The following is a 20,749-nucleotide window of genomic DNA, read 5'->3' as shown; positions in this document are numbered from 1 at the left end:
TGTCACCAATGAGTTCTCCCCTTCACTCCCAGCCGGACAGCCCTTGCATCGGCGTATGCTCCACCCTGTTCGACGAAGTCTGCAAAGGCTGTGGCCGGACGGCGACGGAGGTGTCGAACTGGGTGTTTATGACCGACGATGAAAAGCGCGCGGTCTGGGAGCGCATTACGCGCGATGGAACTGCGATGCGTTTCACGCACGCCCCCGATTGAACTGCAGGTCAATGCGGCGCCGATGAACGCGTGCCGCGGACTCGTTGGCAGTCGCATCGGGGGCGGCCCGCATACACGCTAACCAAACGGCTCAGAGCAGCGCTGCTGAACAACGGAAACTGCGCTTGCTCATTGACGAAGAAAGTTTGCAAGCCTTCACCGTGGCATCGGATTATCGAATCGGTTAATCACCGTCGTCGGCACACTTGTTGCGCGTCAACCGATCGTCGGGGGCCCATCCGGCCGCCGCGTTTCCGGGAGATCGGTATGCCCACTTTATCCAAAGGCGACAAAGTCCAATGGCAAACTTCGCAGGGGCGCACGGACGGCGTCGTCACCCGTAAGGTGACAGGTACCGCTAAGGCGGGCCGCCACGTTGTCAAAGCGTCTGCGCGCGACCCTCAGTATGAAGTCAAAAGCGCACGTACCGGCAAAACTGCAATCCACAAAGCGGATGCACTGAAGAAAGTGAGCTAACGGCCCATGGCTACAGTGTCATGCGGCCCCGGCTGTGCTGTGACGCCTGGGTTGCGACCAGCGTGCAATTGCGTATAATACTGTATATCCATACAGTATTATCATCGCGATGGAATTGCTGAAAAAGCTCGAAATTTTGGCAGACGCAGCGAAATACGATGCATCGTGTGCCAGTAGCGGCACGCCTGAACGAGATACGCAAGCGCATGCTGGGCTTGGTGCCAGCGTAAACGCTGGAATTTGTCATAGTTATACGCCAGATGGCCGGTGTGTGTCGTTGCTGAAGATCTTGCTGACCAATTTTTGCCAGTACGATTGCCAGTATTGCGTGAACCGGCGCTCCAGCAATGTCCCGCGCGCGCGTTTTTTGCCGCAAGAGGTCGTCAATCTGACAATGGACTTCTACCGGCGCAATTATATCGACGGCCTATTCCTCAGTTCCGGCGTGATCCGCAGCGCTGACTACACGATGGAGCAGTTGGTCCACGTGGCGCGATCACTGCGTGAAGAGCACCAATTTCGCGGTTATATCCATTTGAAGACGATCCCGGACGCCGATCCGCGGCTCATCTCAGAGGCTGGCCGATATGCCGACCGGCTTAGCGTGAACATCGAACTGCCGACCGACCGCGGCCTGCAACGGCTGGCGCCCGAGAAAAACGCGTCGACGATCAAGCGTGCTATGGGAGCAATCCGTCTGGCTCGAGAACAAGCGCAAAGCGAGAAACATGCGCCACTCAGCGCACCGGCCGGGCAAAGCACACAAATGATCGTGGGCGCCGATGATGCCGATGACCGCACCATTTTACGCACCGCGCAAACGCTGTACGGTGCATACCAATTGAAGCGCGTGTATTACTCCGCTTTCAGCCCGATCCCGGATAGCCCGTCCGCGCTCCCTTCGCAAGCTCCGCCGCTTCTACGCGAGCATCGGCTGTATCAGGCGGACTTCCTGTTACGCGGTTATGGTTTTCGTGCCGAGGAACTGTTTCAAAACGATGGCGACCTGCCGCTGGACATCAACCCCAAGCTGGCGTGGGCGTTGGCGCACCGTGAATCGTTTCCGGTCGATCTGAATCGCGCGCCTCCATGGCTGATCGCACGCGTACCGGGCATCGGTGTACGCAATGCAAAGCGGCTGGCGCAGCTGCGTCGCGTGCGCGCTATCCGCTATCACGATTTGATTCGCCTGCGTTGCGTGATGGATCAGGTCAAATCGTTTATTGTGGCGCAAGACTACAGGCCCGCACGAGTCGATATGCCATCGGAACAGCTGCGGTATACACTGTCGCGCGCACCCGTCCAATTGGCGCTGTTATGAACGGCGCGAGCCCGTCCACGCTGCTGGTTGACGGTGGCTACGCCAGCTGGCGCTCCCAGGCGTTGCGCGCGCTCGCGGCGGGTTGGACGCCAGAGGCCGTGACATGGGTCGAGCGCGATTCGATAACAAGCGTCGCCCCAGCACAAATGCCGCTGGACTATCCGACAACCGCACCGGTCGTATACGACGCGCGGACGCGGGGAGCCGGTGCGGACAGCGACAGCATCGGCTTGCGCGTGAGCATCTCGAGCACGTTGGCATCGCTGCTGCAAGACGCCGCACTGTATCGTTCGCCGCAACGTTGGGCGCTTTTGTATCGGGTCTTGTGGCGATGGTGGCATGGCGATCGGGCGGTGGCATCGGCGGCCGATGAAGACGGCGCGCGACTGCACGCGATGGCCAGGTCCGTGCGGCGTGCCAAGCACGACATGATCGCGTATGTGCGTTTTCATCGACGTGGCGGCGCTGGGATGCCGGAATACCTGGCCTGGTACGAACCCGAGCACGATGTGTTGGCGTACGCCGCAGAGCACTTTGCACGCCGCATGGGAACGTCATCCTGGTGGATCGGCACGCCACAGGGCGCGGCGCTGTGGGATGGCGCGGCGCTGCAGTTGTCGGCCGTATCTGGCGATGCGGCGACAATACGAGCCAGTGCCGCTGTTGACGAAGTCGAGTCGCTGTGGCTCGTCTATTACAAAAGCACTTTTAATCCGGCACGGCTGAACGAAACGGCGCTGCACCAGCATATGCCGGTGCGTTTTTGGAAGCATTTACCCGAGGGACCGTTGATACCGGCAATGATCGCCGACGCGCGAAGTGGCGCGCGCCGTGTGGCGCAAGCCAGCGCAGTGCGCGCGATGACAGGCAAGCCGGTCGCCGTGGACGCGCAGCGCGCGCGGCCGTCACGGCCGGTCCCGTCTTCGCTCGACGAATGCCGTCGCTGCGAATTGTGGCGCAATGCCACGCAGGCGGTGCCGGGCCACGGTCCGGAAACCGCTCGGATGATGTTGATCGGCGAACAACCGGGCGATCATGAGGACTTGACTGGCCGCGCATTCGTGGGCTCTGCCGGTCAAGTATTGGACGAGGCGTTGCGCCGCGCCGGCGTGCCGCGCGACGCGGTCTTCCTAACCAATGCGGTCAAGCACTTTAAATGGATTGCGCGCGGCAAGCGGCGTATGCACAAAACGCCAGCGCAACGCGAGGTCCACGCTTGTGCTCATTGGTTAGAGCAAGAACTGGCGCGTGTGCGGCCGGCCGTCATCGTCACACTGGGCGCCACGGCACTCGGTGCGCTCCTGCGCCGCAACGTCAACCTGCGGGACTACCTGCACGCTCCTGTGCGGCTCGGTGACGCGTGGTTGATCGCCACATGGCACCCGTCCTATGCGCTGCGGGTAGACGACGCTGCGGCGCGGGAAGAAATCGTTGCGGCAATGGGAAAAGCCGTCGCGTGCGGACAGCAGTTGGCCACGGCGGCTGTTGACGCGCATTGACGCGGGATGCGCGCGAGGTATGCCGGACGCGCCATTAGCCCGGCTCACATGCCGCACTTTTTGTTATCGAGTAGGCTAGTCAAAGCCTATATCCGCTAGGCACGATTTACGAGAACGCTGCCGGCGCAAGGCGCGATACGAATCTTGTACTACGCCCCCTTATGATATATGATATATATATATTTCAAAGGAGCCGTTATGAGTCGTATCCTCGTTGACTTACCGGATCCGCAGGTTGAGGAGTTGGCGGTTATCGTGGAGACCGAACATCGTCCACGCGCTGCCATCATTCGTGACGCAATCGAGGCGTATATCTTCCAGCGCAAGCGCACCCTCGGGGCAGACGTCTTCGGGTTGTGGAAGAGCAAGAAGGTCGACGGCCTTGCCTACCAGCAGGAGCTTCGCTCCGAATGGTAAAGGCGCTCTTCGACACGAACATCCTGATCGACTATCTAAGCGGGATCAGCGCTGCAAGGAAGGAGCTGGAGCGCTATGAATATCGTGCGATCAGCACGATTACCTGGATGGAGATTCTTGTTGGTGCCGCCACAGAGGAAGAATCCGCAATTCGAGCATGGCTCGGCTCATTCGATGTAGTCGCCCTCGATAATGCGATTGCGAACCGGGCAGTGGAGATTCGAAAGACCAAGCGGGTTCGGTTGCCGGATGCCATTGTGTGGGCGACGGCACAGGTGCACTCGCTGCTGCTTGTTTCACGAAATACGAAAGTTTTCCCTGCGGACGAACCAGGCGTGCGCGTCCCGTACAAAACCTAGGAAAAGCGCAATGGCTTACATGCAGTGAACTAGACTAAAATTGACAGTGGTTGGTTTTTCATGCTGGCGCGCGTTGCCGCGCAGGGCGTAGCCCGTAGCGTCAGTGGTGCACCCGACACGCTCACGTCACCTCTGCGCGTTCGATCTCCCGCAACAGTTCATCCAGCTGAGCCGGCTTGACCAAATGCAGATTGAACCCGGCATCGGATGCGGCCCGCTTGTCGCTCTGCTGCCCATAACCAGTCAATGCGATCAGCAGCGCGCGTGCGGTCCGTGGTTGCGCACGCAGCGCTTTGGCCACCTGGTAGCCGTTTGCACGCGGCAACCCAATATCCAGTATCGCCACTTGGGGTTCGAACGTTTGCGCCATTTCGATTGCCGACACGCCGTCGTGCGCGACACGCACAATATGGCCTGACAACTCCAGCAACACCTGCAAAGACATCGCCGCATCGGTATTGTCGTCGGCGATCAGCACCCGTCGCTGGTTTGCAGCAGCGCAAGCGGCGGGCTCACGCGACGCCTTGTCGGCGCGCTCGCGCTGCGCCACGTCGGCCAGCGGCAATCGAATTACGAATCTAGAGCCCCGTCCGGGCCCGTCCGAATACGCAGTCGCCGATCCGCCGTGCAACTCCGCAAGCTCGCGCACCAACGCTAGTCCGATGCCCAGGCCCCCGCCAGCCTGTTCCATCGATTTGCTCGACTGCATAAACGGGTCGAACACAGACGGTAGTTCCTCCGACGATATGCCGATGCCGTTGTCCTGCACACAAACGGCAACATCGGTGTCGCCAATATCAAGCCGAAGCTCGATCCGGCCGCCATCGGGCGTATACTTTGCCGCGTTCGACAGCAGGTTGCCGATGATTTGTGCGATGCGGATGCCGTCACCGACGACCGGACACGCTGTAGTCGGCATGGTCACCGACAACGTGTGTCCCTTGCTGTCGAGCAACGGCTTACTCGTTTCGATCGCCGTCTCGACGACTGCCTTCAAGTCCAGCGCAGCGATTTGCAGCACGATCTTTCCGTACGAAATGCGGGACACGTCCAGCAGATCGTCGACCAGCCGTCCCAAATGCGCCAGCTGGCGACTGGCGATAAGTCGGGCGTCCGCACGCATTGCCTCGGTTGCTCCGTACTTGGGGTCGAGCAATTCGATTGCATTGCGAAGCGGTGCGAGAGGATTGCGTAATTCGTGTGCAAGCGTCGCAAGGAATCGGTCCTTGCGCCGGTCCGCCTCCCGCAGCGCTTTCTCGGCCGCATGCAGCCGCAGCAATGCCCGTACGTTGGCGACCAGCTCGGCTGCATCGACCGGTTCGGTCAAGTAGCTATCCGCACCGCCGTCTAGCGCGAGAATCTTGTCATGCGGCTGCACCGCAGCCGCCGACGTTTGTAGCACAAGCGTCGAACTCGTTGCCGCGTTCTGCTTGATCAGTTTGCACACCTCGATGCCGCTGATGTCCGGCAGTCTCACATCGAGCAACACAAGCGCCGGCTCGCGCTCTCGCACGGCCTGCAGCGCGTCATATCCGGTCGACGCGTCGATCACCGCAAACCCCGCATGGCTCAGGATGCGCGACTTTACATAACGGGCACCCTCATTGTCATCGACATTGAGGATCAGTGTCGCTGCAGTGCTCATGCTGCCTGCCCTCCGCTGCTTCCACGCATGTGCATCGTCCCGGCTGCGGCATGCGGTGTTTCCCCCGCTTGTACCAGACATACTGGCACGGTGACGTAAAACGTGGCGCCCGCCCCCAGTTCGCTGCATACACGGACGTCGCCGCCAAGCAGCATGGCCAGCTTGCGACACAGCGGCAAACCGAGTCCCGTTCCCTTTGTACGTTGTTGGAGACGATTCTGCACCTGGCTGAACTCTTCGAAGATGATCTGGTGATGCTCCGGTGCAATACCGATGCCGGTATCTGAAACGAAGAATGTGACGCGGGCGCCGTCCGGCTCCATTCGCGCGCCGACTTCGATTCGGCCATGCTCCGTGTATTTGAGCGCGTTCGATACAAAGTTCCGCAGTATTTGCGTGAGCTTAGGTTCATCGGTATACAGCTTGGGCAAACCCGCCACCGACGCAAATTCGAGCTGCACGTGCGGTGTGTTGAGCAGCGGCGCCAACATCGCGCGAAGCGCCGCAAACAGGCCAGCGGCGTCGAACCATACGGGTACAACATCGGTCTTGCCAGCTTCAATCTTGGCCAGATCGAGCAAATCGTCGACCATCTCGGCAAGATGCTCCGCCGCACTGAGGATCAAGGTAACTTGCCGCTCCTGTTCGCCCGTCAAGTCGCCATCAAGCCGGTTCAGCAGCAACTTCGCCAACGCTCGAATCGAACTGAGCGGCGTGCGAAGCTCATGGCTCATGTTCGACAAAAACCGTGTCTTCATCGCGTCTGCACGACGCAGTTCCTCCGCACGCTCGTCCAGTTCCCCATAAAGCGCGACAACGCCGCGGTTGGTTGCTTCCAACTCCTGCGTCAAGCGCAGCAGATCTGCCTGGCGTTGTCGGAACTCGGCAAGCGTGGTCACCAGTTCGCGGTTCAGTTGTCGCAGTTCATCAAACGCCTCGGTTTGCGCGACCGCTGGAGCAAGCTCGCGGGCCCGCCGGCTCGCGACATCGACGGCGACGGCAGCGCGGTCGGCGGGCAGCGAATCGACCAGGGTCACGAGTGTGCCGTCACCGTCGCGCGACTGGATCGAAAAATGGCCGATCAGGCGTCGCGCACCGGCAACGCCATTGCGCCTGTCCGCCTGCTCGCCGCCGACGCCTTCCAGCACGGCTTGCAGGTCGCGGATGCCCGGCCCCCAGTCCCGCACCTCGATTCGCAGCGCATGTGGGTGCGTCGTATCGTCGATGACGAACGTCACTTCCCCGCCGCCCGCATAATCGAGTGCATTGCAGGCGATCTCCAGAACCGCGCTTGCTATGCGGGCCTGATCCAATGGCGACAAGCCCAGCGCCGCCGCCAGTTCGCGCGCGCATCGGCGCACGACGATGGCATCTTGCTCACGCTCGAGCCGGATCTGTAGCAAACGTGTCGTCATGACTAAACTGTGCTCCCGTGCTGGCTTTCACGACAACTACCGTCGCGTCGTCGCGCCGACGCGAAAAATCACGATAAAGCACTGCGGCGATGATTGCTGCCGGTTGCCGAGAGAGCCCCGGATAATCGGACAAGTCCCACCGGGTGCCCACGCCGTCCGAATGCAATACGAGCATCGCATCGGCGTTCCACGCCATTTCGAACTCCTGCGTGCCACGCATCGTATGTCCAACGATGCCGTTGCGCGACATCAATTGGTAGCGCTCGCGCGGCACACCAGCACGGTCGCCGGCTTTGCTCCGGGGATGCCCGGTGCCGTGCGCAACCGCCGAGATGTTTCCCGTGCCGCAAAATGTCACGCACGCATTCACCATATCCAGGCGTACGAGTGCGATCGCGGCGCCGCGTGTACATCGCAGTGCCGCATCGGCCTGCGCCATCAGCCTGGCCGGCGAAATACCGGCGCCGCGCTGCACCACTTCCACGACCCCGTACGCCGCTAAGTGCGCGTCGGCGCCATGCCCAAGGCCATCGGCCAGCGCGAGCGTCATGCCGCGCGGATCGGGTTGTGCGTGCCAGGCATCGCCGCACACCTGTTGTCCGGGACAGGGTACGCAAATGCCGCCGATCTCCGGCCCAGACAACATGGCACGCGTGGGTCGCTTGCGAGCGTCGCACAGCAACACCCGCACCACCGTACCAGCGCTCGGTTGCGAATATAAAGCAAATTGATCGGCCAGCCGGCGGATCGCACCTAGGCCAGTGCCGGCCGTGCCAGCCGTGGAATGACCATCAGTGAGTGCGGCACGCACGTCGTGTATTCCTGGACCGCGGTCCATCGCAATTAACTCAACCGCACCGTCTAGTGGCCGCATCAGCACTTCGCCGTGCCGCGCGTGTTTCAAGATGTTCGTCGTGGCCTCGGTGATCACGATCGCCAAGCGGCCGGCATCAACCTCTCCGAAGCCAGCCTTGCGCGCCGCTTCAGCGGATGTGCGGCGCGCAAATGCGACCGCGCTCGCATCCGCGATTTCCAGCGAACAGTAAGCGCCGCCGCTCGGCAACGCCGCACCTAGCGTGTTTTCCATTTTGTGATGACCACCGTCGTACCGTTTCCGAGCTGCGATTCGATCGCGAATTCGTCACATAGGCGACGCGAGCCTCCCAACCCCAGACCAAGCCCTGTCCCGGTACTAAAGCCGTCCCCCAGCGCCCGCTCGACGTCCGCGATACCCGGACCGGCGTCGGTGAACGTCAGCCGCAGGCCGACGCGCGCGCCATTGATCACCACGTGCAGCTGAGCAGTACCGCCGCCGCCATGCTGTAGCGTGTTACGGGCCAGTTCACTGGCTGCGGTCACGAACTTGGTCTGGTCGATCAACGAGAAACCACGCGCGATGGCCTGATCGCGCACCGCCTGCCGCAGCCGGACGATTTCCTCGTCCGAGCGCAGGCTTAATTCGGCCACCAACCGCTGCGTCACATCGTTGACGCCGATCATCGATACGTCTGGCATGTCAACGCCGACGCTGCTGGAGCAGCGCCATGCCCTTTTCGATGTTCAGCGCCGTACGCACACCATTGAGCGTGAGCCCCAACTCGACCAGCGTAATCGCGACTGACGGCTGCATGCCCACTACGACCGTCTGCGCATCGAGCACGGTCGCCATCGCCGCGGTATTACTGATCATCCGGCCAATAAAGGAGTCCACAACATCGAGTGCGGAAATGTCGATCAGCACACCTTTAGCACCGTCCTTGACGATGCGGTCGGTCAAATCATCCTGCAGCGACATAGCGAGACGATCGTGCATATCGACCTGGATGGTAACAATCAGGTAATCGCCCAAGCGCAGAATCGGAATCCGGTCCATAATCTGACCTTATGCAACGGGACGACTTGGTGTCACCGTCGAATCGGTGCGCTGCAACGCCACCACAAAAGCATCCGCGAGCGTCGATTTGGTCGTCACATTGGTCAAGTCGACGCCAAGATGGACAATCGTCTGCGCAATCTGCGGACGGATGCCACTGATAATGCAATCTGCCCCCATCAATCGCGCTGCCGCCACGGTCTTGAGCAGATGCTGAGCCACCAGCGTGTCGACGGTTGGTACGCCCGTGATGTCGATGATTGCTAGACTCGCGCCGGTTTCAACAATTTTCTGCAGCAGGCTTTCCATCACCACTTGGGTGCGACCTGAATCGAGCGTACCGATCAATGGCAACGCCAGGATTCCACGCCACAATTGCACGACGGGAGTCGACAATTCCAGCAGTTCCTCCTGCTGCCGAGAGATGATCGCCTCGCGGCTGCGCTGGTAGATCTCAGTCGTATAAAGGCCCAACGCGTCAAGCAATTCGTTCACTGCCCATCCGGTATCGGCGAGCATGGCGGGATTTTCAGCGAATTGGGCGCTCAGTCGCGCGTACAGCGGCCGCTTCAACGAGAACACAAAAGTCGCCGTCTCAACCGGCGTGAACCCAAGCTTAGCGCGGTGCGCGGACATTTCGGCAAGGAATGCACGCACCGGCTCCCACTGCGCATCGCTTGCGTCCAACGACGACGTGCACTCGAGCGTATCGAAAAACACATCGAGAAACCCACGGAATTGATCCCGAGCCTCGGCTTCCGTGGCCAACCCTCGACGCAATGCAACCGGCAAATGCTGATCGATCCATTCGGATAACAATACAGCGCGATGTTGACGAAGTATGTCAGCGAGGCTCGCTCCGCTGGCAGTATTCATGCGATCTCCGCTTAACAGATAGTCAATGATGCGGTTAGAAATAGAAGGGCAGCACCTTACTATAGTTCGTCACGGCAATAAACGTTGCAGCCACAAATGTCCGGATCTGCATCATGGGTGACGGGCGCACATCCGGTCATCGGGTAATCCACCCAAAAATTTGGTGGAATTGCATGCCGCGCGGCCGAATGCCTTGAACACCGAAGCGCTGGAACGCATCGGCGCGTTGTACAAGATCAAGGCAAAAATCCGCGATAAGCCGGTCAACCGGATTGACGAACTACGGCACTGGCGCCTGGCATAGGACCTGGCTTAGTCATCGTACGTGATCGGTGCTTCGGCGCAATCTAGGACAATCGAGTGCATGCGGATCTCGCACCATTCCTTAAACATCTTTAGCGTACGCGCTTGCGGCCATAGACGCTTGTCGACATACCAATCCTCGAGCATGCGTTCGAAGATGACCTGCCAGTGCTTGTGCAACCAACGCTTGACAGCGGCATCGGGATCGTTACCGGCTGCAGGAACCAGGAAGGCGTTTGCATTCTCGCTAGCTTGCGCCAGCGTCAATGCCATGCCCGCAGCAGAATCGACGCTGTTGATCCAGGTAACGAACGCAGTCTTCGGCGTCGCTATGGCGACAACTCGGTTCGCTACCAAACGTGGCTTCACTGGCATCTTGGCAATCTCGGTACAAAGGCCGCCATGCTAAAGCAAGACGGTGTCGGCGCCACGTCTTACAGCCAATGTCACGCATCGGTTGCAGCAGTGGCGCTTCATCAGTTGCAGCAGTGGCGCTTCATGACGGGTTGAACCTGACGGGCACTAGCCGTGGAAGAACGCTACAACGCTGAGCATCGTGCGATAGATGCCCCACACGAGTGGCACTCCAACCGCGGCCCAAGCGAGCACGATCAGAGCACCGCTGCCAAACGCCCGCATGGCGGGAGCTTCGGCAGAAAGTTCGCACACGGGTGGCGTAGGGTGCTCAACGCGTTTTTCCTCCGCAAGCGCCTGTTCGCTCATGAAATATTTCGGGTGCACTGGCTTTATTAGAAGGTTGCAAACTAGGCCCACTAACAGCATGCCAACTAAGATATACATTGACTGGTTGTAAACTTGCTCACGCGGCAGACCGCGAGCAAGCTGGTAGTCGCGCATATAGTTCACTACGACCGGCCCAAGGACGCCAGCGGTTGCCCAGGCTGTGAGCAGCCGGCCATGGATAGCACCGACAAACTGAGTGCCGAACAGGTCGGCCAAGTAAGCAGGAGCCGTGGAAAATCCTCCACCATACAGACTGACGATGACGCAGATGGCAGCAACAAAGAGTATTAAGTACCCGGCGGTGATACTCGACGGAATGCTGGCGTATAGAAGCCCGCCCAGCACGAAGAAAATGGTGTAGGTCTGCTTGCGCCCGAGCTTATCGGAAAGACTGGCCCAGACAAATCGGCCGCCGATGTTGAATAAGCTCAGCAGCGCGGTAAAACCGGCCGCCACAGAGGCTATTGACATCAATTGTTCTTTGCCAAGTTCGGAGAATGGCACAGCTTGGCCAATCAGGTGTCCACCGAATACTTCTTGCAGCATCGGACTGGCCATGCCGATAACGCCGATTCCGGCCGAGACATTCATGCAGAGCACCATCCAAACGAGCCAGAACTGCGGGATACCCCACACTTTCTTCACATGGACATGGTGCTGAGTCATCATGGTGTCGTCTGCCCGCTCCTTAGCGGACTTCCAGCCAGCAGGTGCCCACCCTGACGGCGGTATGCGATAGGCCAGCGCGCCACTCATCATAAAAACGAAGTACAGTGCAGCCATAGCAACAAAAGTCTGCGTCACGCCGCCCCCTTCGTATGCAGCGAAGGCCGCCATGAGCTCCGTGGCTAGCGGCGAGCCAATCATCGCACCACCGCCAAATCCCATGATGGCCATGCCGGTGGCCATGCCCCGCCGATCTGGGAACCATTTGATTAGTGTACTGACTGGCGAGATATACCCGAGACCCAGACCAATACCGCCAATCACGCCGGAGCCCAGCAGCATCAACCAGAACTGGTGTAGGTGGATGCCGAGTGCGGAAAGCAGCATACCACCACACCAGCATAGCGCACTGACCACGCCAGCCTTGCGCGGACCTGCTCGTTCAAGCCAGCCTCCCCAAATGGCGGCAGAACTACCAAGCAGCACAAAGAACAATGTGTACATCCATCCCAGCGTGGAAATCTTCCAGTCGCAGTGAGTCACGAACAACTCTTGCAAGAAGCCAATCTCGGGACCGCAGGACATAGGATGGGTGATGCCGATGGCCCGCGACAACGGTAGCCAGAAGACCGAGAAGCCATAAGCCATGCCTATGCACAAGTGAATCGCCAAGGCGGCCGGGGGCACCAGCCAGCGGTTGAAGCCTGGCTTCGCGACAATGCGCTCCTTGGAGAGAAAGGGCACGGCCGCGGCTTGCTCGGCGGCGCCTGCACTTAGGCTTGACGTCATGTTGTCTTCCCCAATAATGGACCGGCCAGAGACGCACCTCTGTCTTCAGACATGAGGGCAGCCGGTCGGTTAAGCGAACAAGCAGATAATTTATCAACTACAAAACCAGACAGTCCTATTTTTTGCGGTACTGTCACGATACCGCCGACGACCGAGCTGTACACGACATCGCCGGCGGTATCTGCGCCTATACAAAGTAGTCCGTCTGCCTAGTTAGGCAGAGATCTGACCATTTTATCCAGCACGCAGGCGTCAAAAACAACCGTCTACGTCAAGACAGTTTTGACACTGGGCTTACCCTTCACCCACTCTTTCGCATACAGCGACACGCAGAATTCTGCGACCACGTCAAACACTTCGGGTTCGGTCAACAATGTCATATGGCTGGACGAATCCACCTCGATCATCTCAAAGCTTGGCAATTGCCGCTGCCACTCTTGCCAATAGTTAGTGTGATTGAAGGCCGCGAATTCTCGGCTGTCAGTGGAGAAATAGGGCTCCAAATCTCCCATCCACAAACCACTGGCATTACGGAAGTAATAACAGGCGACTTCCTCGGCCTTCGGCAACGGCAGAATCCGATAATGCTCCACCTGGTAGGATTGCTGAATCCGCGCCACTTGCTCCATCATGTGCTGCAAACGGTCATCACTTATCTTCAGCCCGCGCTGCCGCGCCAACATCATCAATTGCTGCCGATAGGCTTGATACGACAACGACAAATCAATCTCATCCCGGTGAATTAGCACTTCGGCAAAACGTTCAGGCGTGTCACTGATTGTCATCTGCAAAGACATATTGACTGCCTGTAGCAGTCTGGTCTTATCGGCTAACTTGGCGGTGCGCTCACCGGTGACATCCGGCGAATCCAGCATCACCAGGGTCGTTACCGTTTCTCCTGATGCCTGCAGTTGCCGGGTCACCTCATAAGCCAGCATGCCACCGAGCGAGTAACCGCCTAGATCGTAGGGGCCGTGGGGCTGCACCGATTGGATCGCTTGAACATAATAGGCCGCCATCGCCTCGATTCCCTTGAGCGGTTCGCGATCGGTCATCCATCCCTTGGCTTGGAGCCCAAAAAACGGCCGGTCAATGTGACGGGCCAGTTCTTGGTATATCTCACTGCCGCCCAGGGCACCATGGAACCAGAAGATGGGCTGGCCATCGTCCACCGTATTGAGTCGCTGCAGCTCCAAAAAGCGCGTCGTCGGACGGGTAAAAAGCTCACTGATTTTGACTGGCAGCACTGGCTCTTTTGCGCTTGCCCGCTCACCACGTTCGGTCAGCAAATCTAGCAAGTCTTGGATCGTAACGCACTGCTGGATGTTGGCTAACGCTAGCTCAGGATCCATTTCCGCTTGTAGCTGCATCGCCAACTGGACCATGACGATGGAGTCAGCCCCATAGACATTGAGAGGCTTCGCCGGCGACAATTCTTCCGGTTGCATACCCAGCAAACTAGCTAACACGCGTAGCCCACGTTCAGCGGCAGTCTCTTTGTGGCTGGCATGATCATCGGTTACGTTCACTGGCGTACTAGTTGAGGCCTGCTGCGTAACGCTGGCCGCTATGGCGTTGCCGTGCAACGTTGTTGGAGTATTGGATTGCTCTAGCCAATAACGTTTTTTATCAAATGCATAAGTCGGCAATGAGACGATTTTTACGCCATAGCCAGCGGAGGTATTTTCCGCCAACTTGTCCCAAGGAACGTCACCACCCTGCGTCCAGAATAGAGCCAGCTGTTGTCGCTCATCGGCGGCAATCAAGCTGTGGCTTAACGCGTCTGCGCCAGGACCGCATAACAGGCTAGCCGTCGCCGCAGGTACCTCGTCAATATTGCCAAAGAACAACGGCAAATTGAGCTTTGCTAACGCGGCCATCCCATCACTTTGGTTCAACACCTGCCCAATCTCGCATAGCGCCGCACGTAACTCGTCCATGCTTTTCACTAGCAACGCCAGCCGCCACTGCATCGCCTCACGGCCAGTTTGCAGGGTGTAGGCAACGTCGTTGAGCCGTAAATTCGGATGAGTATCGAGATGGCGTGCTAACCTCGTCACCCCCTGGTGCAACGAGCGGACGCTTTTCGCCGATATCGGCACGATATAAAGAACGCCGTTCTCGACCTGCGCTACATCGTCCTCCAGATGCCCTTGGTTCTCCTGATACTTTTGATATTCTTCAAGCACCAGGTGAGCATTGGAGCCGCCCGCACCAAAGGCGCTGAGCGCCGCCCGGCGCGGATATTGTCGCCTCACCCCGTCCATCTCGATCACGGGCTGGGGCCAATGGCCTAACTCGCGCTGCAATACAAAGGGCGAATTCTCGAAATCCAGCTTAGGATTAAGCGGGCCGAGCAACAAAGACGGCGCCAGTTGCTGGTATTGCAATTGTAATACTAGCTTGCTGAGTTGAGACATGCCAGAAGCCGCCTCGGCGTGGCCGATATTCGACTTGACCGAGCCAATTGCACAGGATTGGTTGGCAACGCCGGCTTGGCCAAAGACTCGGTTCAACGCACTGATCTCGATGGCATCGCCCATTGCCGATCCATTAGCCGCCGACTCCACATAACTGATCGTGCGCGGATCAACCCCTGCTCGCTTGAAGTTGCTGTCGATCAGGGCCGCCTGCGCTTTGGCACTAGGCATCGAAAAACCATGGGTATGGCCGCCATGATTGACAGTGGTGGACTTGATCACCGCAAGGATCTGATCGCCATCGCGTTCGGCGTCAGCCAGTGTCTTAAGCAAAACTGCGCCGACCCCTTCCGCCGGCAAATAACCGTCGCCGTCAGCGAAGCTACGGCTGCTGGCGTGGCTGCCAAGCACCTTACCGATACTCAGGCCGATGTATTTTTTCGGATGCAGCGTTAGGTTAACGCCGCCAGCAATCGCCAGCCGGCAATCGCCGTTGCGCAGGGCCTCACCGGCAGCATGGATTGCAGAGATCGACGACGAGCACATCGTGTCGATCGCTAAGCTTGGTCCCTGAAAATCAAAGAAATAAGATACCCGGTTAGCAATCGCGCTGTATGAAGTCACGGACACCAGCGACTCTCTGACGAGGTCCGCTTCAAACGCTTGGTACTGCTGGTACATCACGCCGACAAACACGCCAACCTGCTGCTGATACTGCTGCTTTAACCGTTGCCGGGTAAGCCCGGCGCTTTCTAGTAAATTCCAGCAAGTTTCGATGAACAACCGGTCGTTGGGGTTGATAATTTCCGCCTCTCGAGGCGACAGGTTGAAAAACAGCGGGTCGAATTCTTCAACCCCATCGAGAAAACCACCCCATTTACAATAGGTCTTATCAAACCGGTCGCGCTGTTCAGCAAAATAAGCCTGATGGTCCCAGCGCTGCGTGGGTACTTCGCTGATCAGGTCTTCGCCGCCTGCCAGCTTGTGCCAAAACGTCTCTAGATCTTCGGCGCCAGGGTAACGCCCGCTGATACCGACGATCGCCAGTTCACGGCTTGGGTTGGCGGCCATTGACGGTGTGTGTTGCTGCGTGGTGCGGCGACGGCGCTTGCGCACGGGCAGCTGCGTCGCCACCGCTATTGGCTCTACCCTCTCTACCTCTTCTATCTTCGGTACGTTCTTAGCGGTCGTGCGCCGATTAACCGGCTCGCTAAACACCCGCTGCTGCAACGCCTCGCGATGATTGTGAATAAAGTACTCACTCAGTTCGCGCACCGTCTGATATTCATATAACAAAGTATTCGGTAGCGAGCCAAAGCTTTGTCCCAGTTTGGTAGTCAGCTCGGTGAGAATGATCGAGTCCACTCCGTAGCGTTCGAAGGAGCCATCGCTGTCGATTTTTTCTATAGGTCGCTTCAGTGTCGTCGATAGCAACTGCTTGAAATAACGGATTGCCAGCTCAGTCAAATCCCGGTGCACTGATTCCTCATTAGCGTTGGCCGTCGACGGCGACTCATCAACTAGAACTTGCGTTGCCGGCGCAGCAAGCTGTTCGACTGTGCCCGGCTCGTCAAACATCGCCGCCACCGGCTCATGCCACTGAGCCGCGATAAATGCTTTAATTTTGGCGGTATTGCCTTCCAAAATCATCAACCGCTCAGGCGCGCTGGTATCGGCAAGCGCCCGGCGCAGCAACGCTAGGCCACCATGATCGCTCAACGGCTGAATGCCAGTCTGCTCAACCATGAGTTGCTCGCGTTGAGGATCAATCTGCATTCCGCCATTGCGCCATAACGGCCAGTTAATCGCGAGCGTACGACCATGGCGGTGGCCCGCAGCTATCTGGCGGTTACGCCAGCCGGTAAACTCGTCCAAAAAGGCGTTGGCCAGCGCATAGTCGCCCTGTCCGACGTTACCAATCACCGCGGAAACCGACGAAAATAGGACAAAGCAATCTAGCGCAAGATGAGCGCTAGCCCGATCCAGATTCAGCGCCCCCGCCACCTTAGGCATCAGCACCGCCGCCCAATCGGCCTCACTTTTGTTGCTAAGCAGGCTGTCCCGGGTAAGACCGGCGCAGTGAAAAATTCCATTAATACCGCCAAACTCCCGCTCGCACGTCACGATTAGCTCGTCAACAGCGGCCCGATCAGCCACGTCCAGCGCCTTGAGCTGCACTTGAGCGCCTAACTTTTTGATATTGGCGATCCGCTCGGCGGTTTTAGACGATAATTGGCCAGCGGAGCGGCTAGCCAGGATCAACTTGGCGCCATGCGCTTCCCGGGCAATCGCTTCGGCCAGCAACAGCCCCAATCCACCTACGCCGCCAGTCAGCAAGTAGACGCCGCCGGCGCGCCACGGCGCGGTCTCAGCAGCGGCCAGCGCCGTTTCCCGCCAGGACGCCACCTGGCGCTGATATCGGATTCCAACGCTATCCTGATAACGAACTCGCTCGTCCTGCTGATTGCTATTCTCAATCAATAACTCTGCCAGCAACTCAGGCGAATTGACTCCAGACACCTCGATGAACTGGGCGGCAGCGACCAGTCCTTCGTTTTTGGCGGTCTTGAGCAGCGCTTGCAGTGAAGCGAAGACCGGGGCGGTGAGTCGTGGGCTATGCTCACTGTCAAGCAGGACCAACTGCACCAAGCTATCCGATCGGTTTTCTTTCAGGTAATCAAGCAAAACGCCAGCCAAGGATTGCAACGCGCAGGTGGGATCCTCAGCAGCGGCAGGCAATCGCTCAACGTTGATCTGCCGGCTCGATATCCGTTCCTGACAGCAGTCTGCCAGTTTGTCCAGCATGATGGGTTGATTCCCTGCCAGTAAGATCAATTGCCGGTTATAGTGCTGTTCACCGTCCTGGCGTGGCGCTTTATCCCGCCAGACCGGCGCCATTACCAGTGGCTTAGCTTGGCTGCTATCTAATCTTTTCGACGAGAAGCCAAGCAGACGCAGCGCCACCCGGCCCTGCGGGTCACACAGGTCCACATCCAACTTGTTAATCCGTCCGGGATGGTGATTAACGGCATAACGAACCCATGCATAGCAACCATTGCCGAGCAGGTTCATATCACCAAAAATCACACCATCCAGCGCAAAGGGCACCAGTGGCTGACGGCGAGCGTCCGACTGCGCCGGATCCAACAACGCCAGTCCTAATGCCGCCTGCAACGCTGAATCGAGCAGGCCGGGAGGCAAACGCAGCGACTCGTCGCACTCACCAACTTCTGAGGACTCGCAAAGCAACGCCAATTTAGCCAGCACTTGGCCGTTGCCCGCCTGTAATTCACTAATTCCGCGAAAGTGTTCCCCATAGTTCAGCCCCATCTCCCCTAAGATTTGGTAGCACTGCTGTGGCGCCAGTCGCTGCTGATCGGTAGCAGCGGCGATTGCCGGCAGGTTCAGCGGCGGTAAAGCTTGAGCAGCGCCGACCAACGCCACGCCGCGGCAGTAGCTTGGTCCATCAACGGTAGCGCCGAGAATCTCGAACAAAATCTCGCCATTGTTTTGCTCTGACAGCTCGATGTCGATCTCCAGCTCGCCACCGTCATGGCGCATCGGTTGCTGCCACGCGATATGCTTGAACTGGACCAGCGCCTCATCGTCGGCAAGCGATAGCTCGAGCGCGGCCCTGGCCATTTCTAAGTAAGCGACCCCTGGCAGGATCTTGACGCCATTGACCTGATGCTCGTCAAAAAAGAATTCTTTACCATTAAATCGGCTGCTGAAACGTTGCCCCGACAGATCCGAGGTATTACGCTGCACTAAAGGATGAAGGATCGGCTCGCCCAAGCGCTCGACCGCCTGAGCATCGCTGATCCAGTAAGTTTCACGGCTAAACGGGTAGGTCGGTAGCGGGATTCGACGCGCCCGGCCATCTGGATAAAGCTGTCGCCAGTCAACAGTTTCACCTTGGCGCCATAACGCGAGCAACGTGTCGCGATCCTGTTGTTGCAGCGCTCGGAGCACCTCACCCGTCTCAATGTCGCCGGCAGGTTTATCACTTTGCCCGTCGCCGCTGGTAAGATAGTGTCCGAGTTGAGCCAGAAGGCTATCTCGACTGTCTGCCACTATTGCCAGCCGGCATTCCATCGCTTCACGGCCCAACTGCAAACTGGCGGCCAAATCCGCTAACGCAAGCTGCGGCCGGTGCTCTATAAAGTTGATTAACTGCTTGACCCGCGACTTAAGCGCTTCGGGCGTCCTAGCCGATAGCGGAAAGATCGTCGCAGCGCTGCCTTGTGCCGTCACGCCGGCCGGGGGCTCAACCGCCTCCAGTACGATGTGAGCATTGGTACCGCCAAAACCGAACGAACTGATGCCCGCACGACGGGGCGTGTCGGACTGTTGCGGCCACTCCCGCGCTTGCTGCAACACTTCGAAAGGACTGCCGGCCAAGTCGATATAGGGATTGAGTTGCTCGCTATGCAGACTCTTGGGTAGGTAACCGTGTTTGAGGACCAGCAACGTCTTGATCAATCCGGCGATACCGGCAGCAGATTCAAGGTGGCCAATATTGGTTTTTACGGAGCCGAGGTAACAGCGCCGCTCGCTGCTACGGCCCAGCTCGGCGAACGCCTGTTTGAGCCCACTGATCTCAATGGGATCTCCGAGACGGGTACCTGTACCATGGACTTCGATATAGCCTATGCTGTTAATGTCAACACCCCGACAGGCCTGTTTGATCAGATTGGCCTGCGCCGTGGAGTTAGGGGCGGTCAGCGAATTGGCGTGGCCGCCATGGTTTCTCGCCGCGCCGATAATCGTTGCCACAATATTATCGCCATCGGCCAGTGCTTGTTGGTAATCCTTGACGATTAATACTCCGACGCCTTCACCCCGCACATAGCCGTCAGCATCGGCGGCAAAAGTTTTGCAACGGCCGGTAGGGCTTAACATGCCTGCCTTCGCGGCGCCAATGAACACCATGGGCTCAAAACAGAGGTTGACCCCACCGGCGACCGCTACCGTGCAGTCACCGTTAAGAATAGCTTGTGCCGCCTTGTACACCGCCACCAACGAACTGGAGCAAGCAGTATCGACCGGTGCGCTAGGACCGTGAAAATCAAACAGGTAGGAGATACGGTTGGCAATAATCGAGTGGGCGTTGCCGGTAGCATCGTGGGCGCCTGCCGCCGTGCGGGCCAATAAGCCATTATAGTCGGCTGACGATACGCCGATATAAACCCCGGTATCGCTGCCGCGCAGGCTTTGCGGGGGAATCCCCGCGTCTTCGAAAGCAGCCCAGGTTTGCTCCAGCACGATGCGGTGCTGAGGATCCATCGCTTCAGCTTCACGCGCGGAGATTTTAAAGAAATCGGCGTCAAACGCCATGGGGTCCTTGATGAAGCCGCCCGGGCAAGCAAATTCTTTTCGCAGGTGGCGACGTTCGGCGATGCCTGGCAGGTTCCAATAAGGAAACTCGCCGATTGCCGAGCGCCCCTGCACCAGTAAACGCCAAAACTCCTCGGTATTATCAGCACCGGGGAAGCGCCCGGCAAAACCAACGATCGCCACTTTGCCAGCGTTCGGATCCGATCGGACACCGCTGTCTACGCTACCGCCGATTTGCCGTCGGGTCTGCTGCTGTACGGTTTGCCGTTGTCCGGCACGCCGCTGGGTAGGCAGGCTGATATCACTTAGATCGTTTGCAGTTGTCTTTTCCATGGCTCCAAATGCCTTTCCCGTTCTGGTGTACCCGGCAGCGTTGTGTACCGGGCCGATGCTTCA

Annotated in this window: 14 protein-coding genes and 1 pseudogene; 6 read left to right on the top strand and 9 right to left on the bottom strand. The window is 58.5% G+C overall.

All coding sequences use genetic code 11. The features are described 5' to 3' along the window. Positions 1–8 precede the first annotated feature (8 nt). The 6 genes and pseudogenes from B0O95_RS08430 (at position 9) to B0O95_RS08405 (ending at position 4,285) form a co-directional block, all read left to right on the top strand. A complete protein-coding gene (locus B0O95_RS08430; protein WP_104077504.1) occupies positions 9–212 on the top strand; it encodes a DUF1289 domain-containing protein in 204 nt (67 codons plus the stop codon). A gap of 267 nt (positions 213–479) precedes the next feature. After that, entirely contained in the window at positions 480–689 is a 210-nt protein-coding gene (locus B0O95_RS08425) for a hypervirulence associated TUDOR domain-containing protein (RefSeq protein ID WP_104077503.1), read from the top strand. 109 nt (positions 690–798) lie between these two features. Beyond that, on the top strand, positions 799–2,010 hold the full coding sequence (locus tag B0O95_RS08420; protein WP_104077502.1) for a putative DNA modification/repair radical SAM protein: 1,212 nt from the start codon (positions 799–801) through the stop codon (positions 2,008–2,010). After that, positions 2,007–3,588, top strand: a pseudogene (locus B0O95_RS08415) (UdgX family uracil-DNA binding protein). The gene B0O95_RS08420 and the pseudogene B0O95_RS08415 overlap by 4 nt, the downstream one beginning before the upstream one ends. A 119-nt stretch (positions 3,589–3,707) precedes the next feature. Beyond that, complete coding sequence (locus tag B0O95_RS08410; RefSeq protein ID WP_104077582.1) at positions 3,708–3,926, top strand: ribbon-helix-helix protein, CopG family; 219 nt, start codon at positions 3,708–3,710, stop codon at positions 3,924–3,926. Beyond that, positions 3,920–4,285, top strand: a complete 366-nt coding sequence (locus B0O95_RS08405; RefSeq protein ID WP_104077500.1) for a type II toxin-antitoxin system VapC family toxin — start codon at positions 3,920–3,922, stop codon at positions 4,283–4,285. Before B0O95_RS08410 ends, B0O95_RS08405 begins: the two co-directional genes overlap by 7 nt. Before the next feature lie 121 nt (positions 4,286–4,406). On the opposite strand, the gene B0O95_RS08400 is transcribed toward B0O95_RS08405, so the two are convergent. From B0O95_RS08400 to B0O95_RS08360, 9 genes are all read right to left on the bottom strand, one after another. Next, the gene (locus B0O95_RS08400) at positions 4,407–5,930 is read right to left on the bottom strand and encodes an ATP-binding response regulator (RefSeq protein WP_104077499.1); all 1,524 of its coding nucleotides are present in this window, start codon (positions 5,928–5,930) and stop codon (positions 4,407–4,409) included. Further along, complete coding sequence (locus B0O95_RS08395; RefSeq protein ID WP_104077498.1) at positions 5,927–7,345, bottom strand: ATP-binding protein; 1,419 nt, start codon at positions 7,343–7,345, stop codon at positions 5,927–5,929. The genes B0O95_RS08400 and B0O95_RS08395 overlap by 4 nt, the downstream gene beginning before the upstream one ends. After that, complete coding sequence (locus tag B0O95_RS08390; protein WP_104077497.1) at positions 7,308–8,432, bottom strand: ATP-binding SpoIIE family protein phosphatase; 1,125 nt, start codon at positions 8,430–8,432, stop codon at positions 7,308–7,310. Before B0O95_RS08390 ends, B0O95_RS08395 begins: the two co-directional genes overlap by 38 nt. Next, positions 8,417–8,860 (bottom strand): ATP-binding protein, encoded by a 444-nt coding sequence (locus tag B0O95_RS08385; RefSeq protein ID WP_370641763.1) that lies wholly within the window; start codon positions 8,858–8,860, stop codon positions 8,417–8,419. Before B0O95_RS08385 ends, B0O95_RS08390 begins: the two co-directional genes overlap by 16 nt. A 1-nt stretch (position 8,861) precedes the next feature. Further along, entirely contained in the window at positions 8,862–9,218 is a 357-nt protein-coding gene (locus tag B0O95_RS08380) for an STAS domain-containing protein (RefSeq protein ID WP_104077496.1), read from the bottom strand. Positions 9,219–9,227: 9 nt separating this feature from the next. Next, a complete protein-coding gene (locus B0O95_RS08375; RefSeq protein WP_104077495.1) occupies positions 9,228–10,094 on the bottom strand; it encodes an STAS domain-containing protein in 867 nt (288 codons plus the stop codon). A 312-nt stretch (positions 10,095–10,406) separates the two neighbouring features. Then, the gene (locus tag B0O95_RS08370; protein WP_104077494.1) at positions 10,407–10,772 is read right to left on the bottom strand and encodes a hypothetical protein; all 366 of its coding nucleotides are present in this window, start codon (positions 10,770–10,772) and stop codon (positions 10,407–10,409) included. Between the two features lie 147 nt (positions 10,773–10,919). Further along, on the bottom strand, positions 10,920–12,596 hold the full coding sequence (locus B0O95_RS08365; RefSeq protein WP_104077493.1) for an OFA family MFS transporter: 1,677 nt from the start codon (positions 12,594–12,596) through the stop codon (positions 10,920–10,922). A 266-nt stretch (positions 12,597–12,862) separates the two neighbouring features. After that, complete coding sequence (locus B0O95_RS08360) at positions 12,863–20,686, bottom strand: type I polyketide synthase (RefSeq protein ID WP_104077492.1); 7,824 nt, start codon at positions 20,684–20,686, stop codon at positions 12,863–12,865. Positions 20,687–20,749: the final 63 nt, after the last annotated feature.

The organism is Mycetohabitans endofungorum (assembly GCF_002927045.1).
GTDB lineage: Bacteria > Pseudomonadota > Gammaproteobacteria > Burkholderiales > Burkholderiaceae > Mycetohabitans > Mycetohabitans endofungorum.
The sequence above is the reverse complement of the archived record's forward strand: the minus strand, read 5'-3'. Positions and strand labels throughout refer to the sequence as shown.

What these genes read in the sequence shown, in the direction of transcription:
- B0O95_RS08430 (WP_104077504.1), top strand. Translation starts at nt 9, where the DNA reads ATGAGTTCTCCCCTTCACTCCCAGCCGGACAGCCCTTGCATCGGCGTA.
- B0O95_RS08425 (WP_104077503.1), top strand. Translation starts at nt 480, where the DNA reads ATGCCCACTTTATCCAAAGGCGACAAAGTCCAATGGCAAACTTCGCAG.
- B0O95_RS08420 (WP_104077502.1), top strand. Translation starts at nt 799, where the DNA reads ATGGAATTGCTGAAAAAGCTCGAAATTTTGGCAGACGCAGCGAAATAC.
- B0O95_RS08410 (WP_104077582.1), top strand. Translation starts at nt 3,708, where the DNA reads ATGAGTCGTATCCTCGTTGACTTACCGGATCCGCAGGTTGAGGAGTTG.
- B0O95_RS08405 (WP_104077500.1), top strand. Translation starts at nt 3,920, where the DNA reads ATGGTAAAGGCGCTCTTCGACACGAACATCCTGATCGACTATCTAAGC.
- B0O95_RS08400 (WP_104077499.1), bottom strand. Translation starts at nt 5,930, where the DNA reads ATGAGCACTGCAGCGACACTGATCCTCAATGTCGATGACAATGAGGGT.
- B0O95_RS08395 (WP_104077498.1), bottom strand. Translation starts at nt 7,345, where the DNA reads ATGACGACACGTTTGCTACAGATCCGGCTCGAGCGTGAGCAAGATGCC.
- B0O95_RS08390 (WP_104077497.1), bottom strand. Translation starts at nt 8,432, where the DNA reads ATGGAAAACACGCTAGGTGCGGCGTTGCCGAGCGGCGGCGCTTACTGT.
- B0O95_RS08385 (WP_370641763.1), bottom strand. Translation starts at nt 8,860, where the DNA reads ATGCCAGACGTATCGATGATCGGCGTCAACGATGTGACGCAGCGGTTG.
- B0O95_RS08380 (WP_104077496.1), bottom strand. Translation starts at nt 9,218, where the DNA reads ATGGACCGGATTCCGATTCTGCGCTTGGGCGATTACCTGATTGTTACC.
- B0O95_RS08375 (WP_104077495.1), bottom strand. Translation starts at nt 10,094, where the DNA reads ATGAATACTGCCAGCGGAGCGAGCCTCGCTGACATACTTCGTCAACAT.
- B0O95_RS08370 (WP_104077494.1), bottom strand. Translation starts at nt 10,772, where the DNA reads ATGCCAGTGAAGCCACGTTTGGTAGCGAACCGAGTTGTCGCCATAGCG.
- B0O95_RS08365 (WP_104077493.1), bottom strand. Translation starts at nt 12,596, where the DNA reads ATGACGTCAAGCCTAAGTGCAGGCGCCGCCGAGCAAGCCGCGGCCGTG.
- B0O95_RS08360 (WP_104077492.1), bottom strand. Translation starts at nt 20,686, where the DNA reads ATGGAAAAGACAACTGCAAACGATCTAAGTGATATCAGCCTGCCTACC.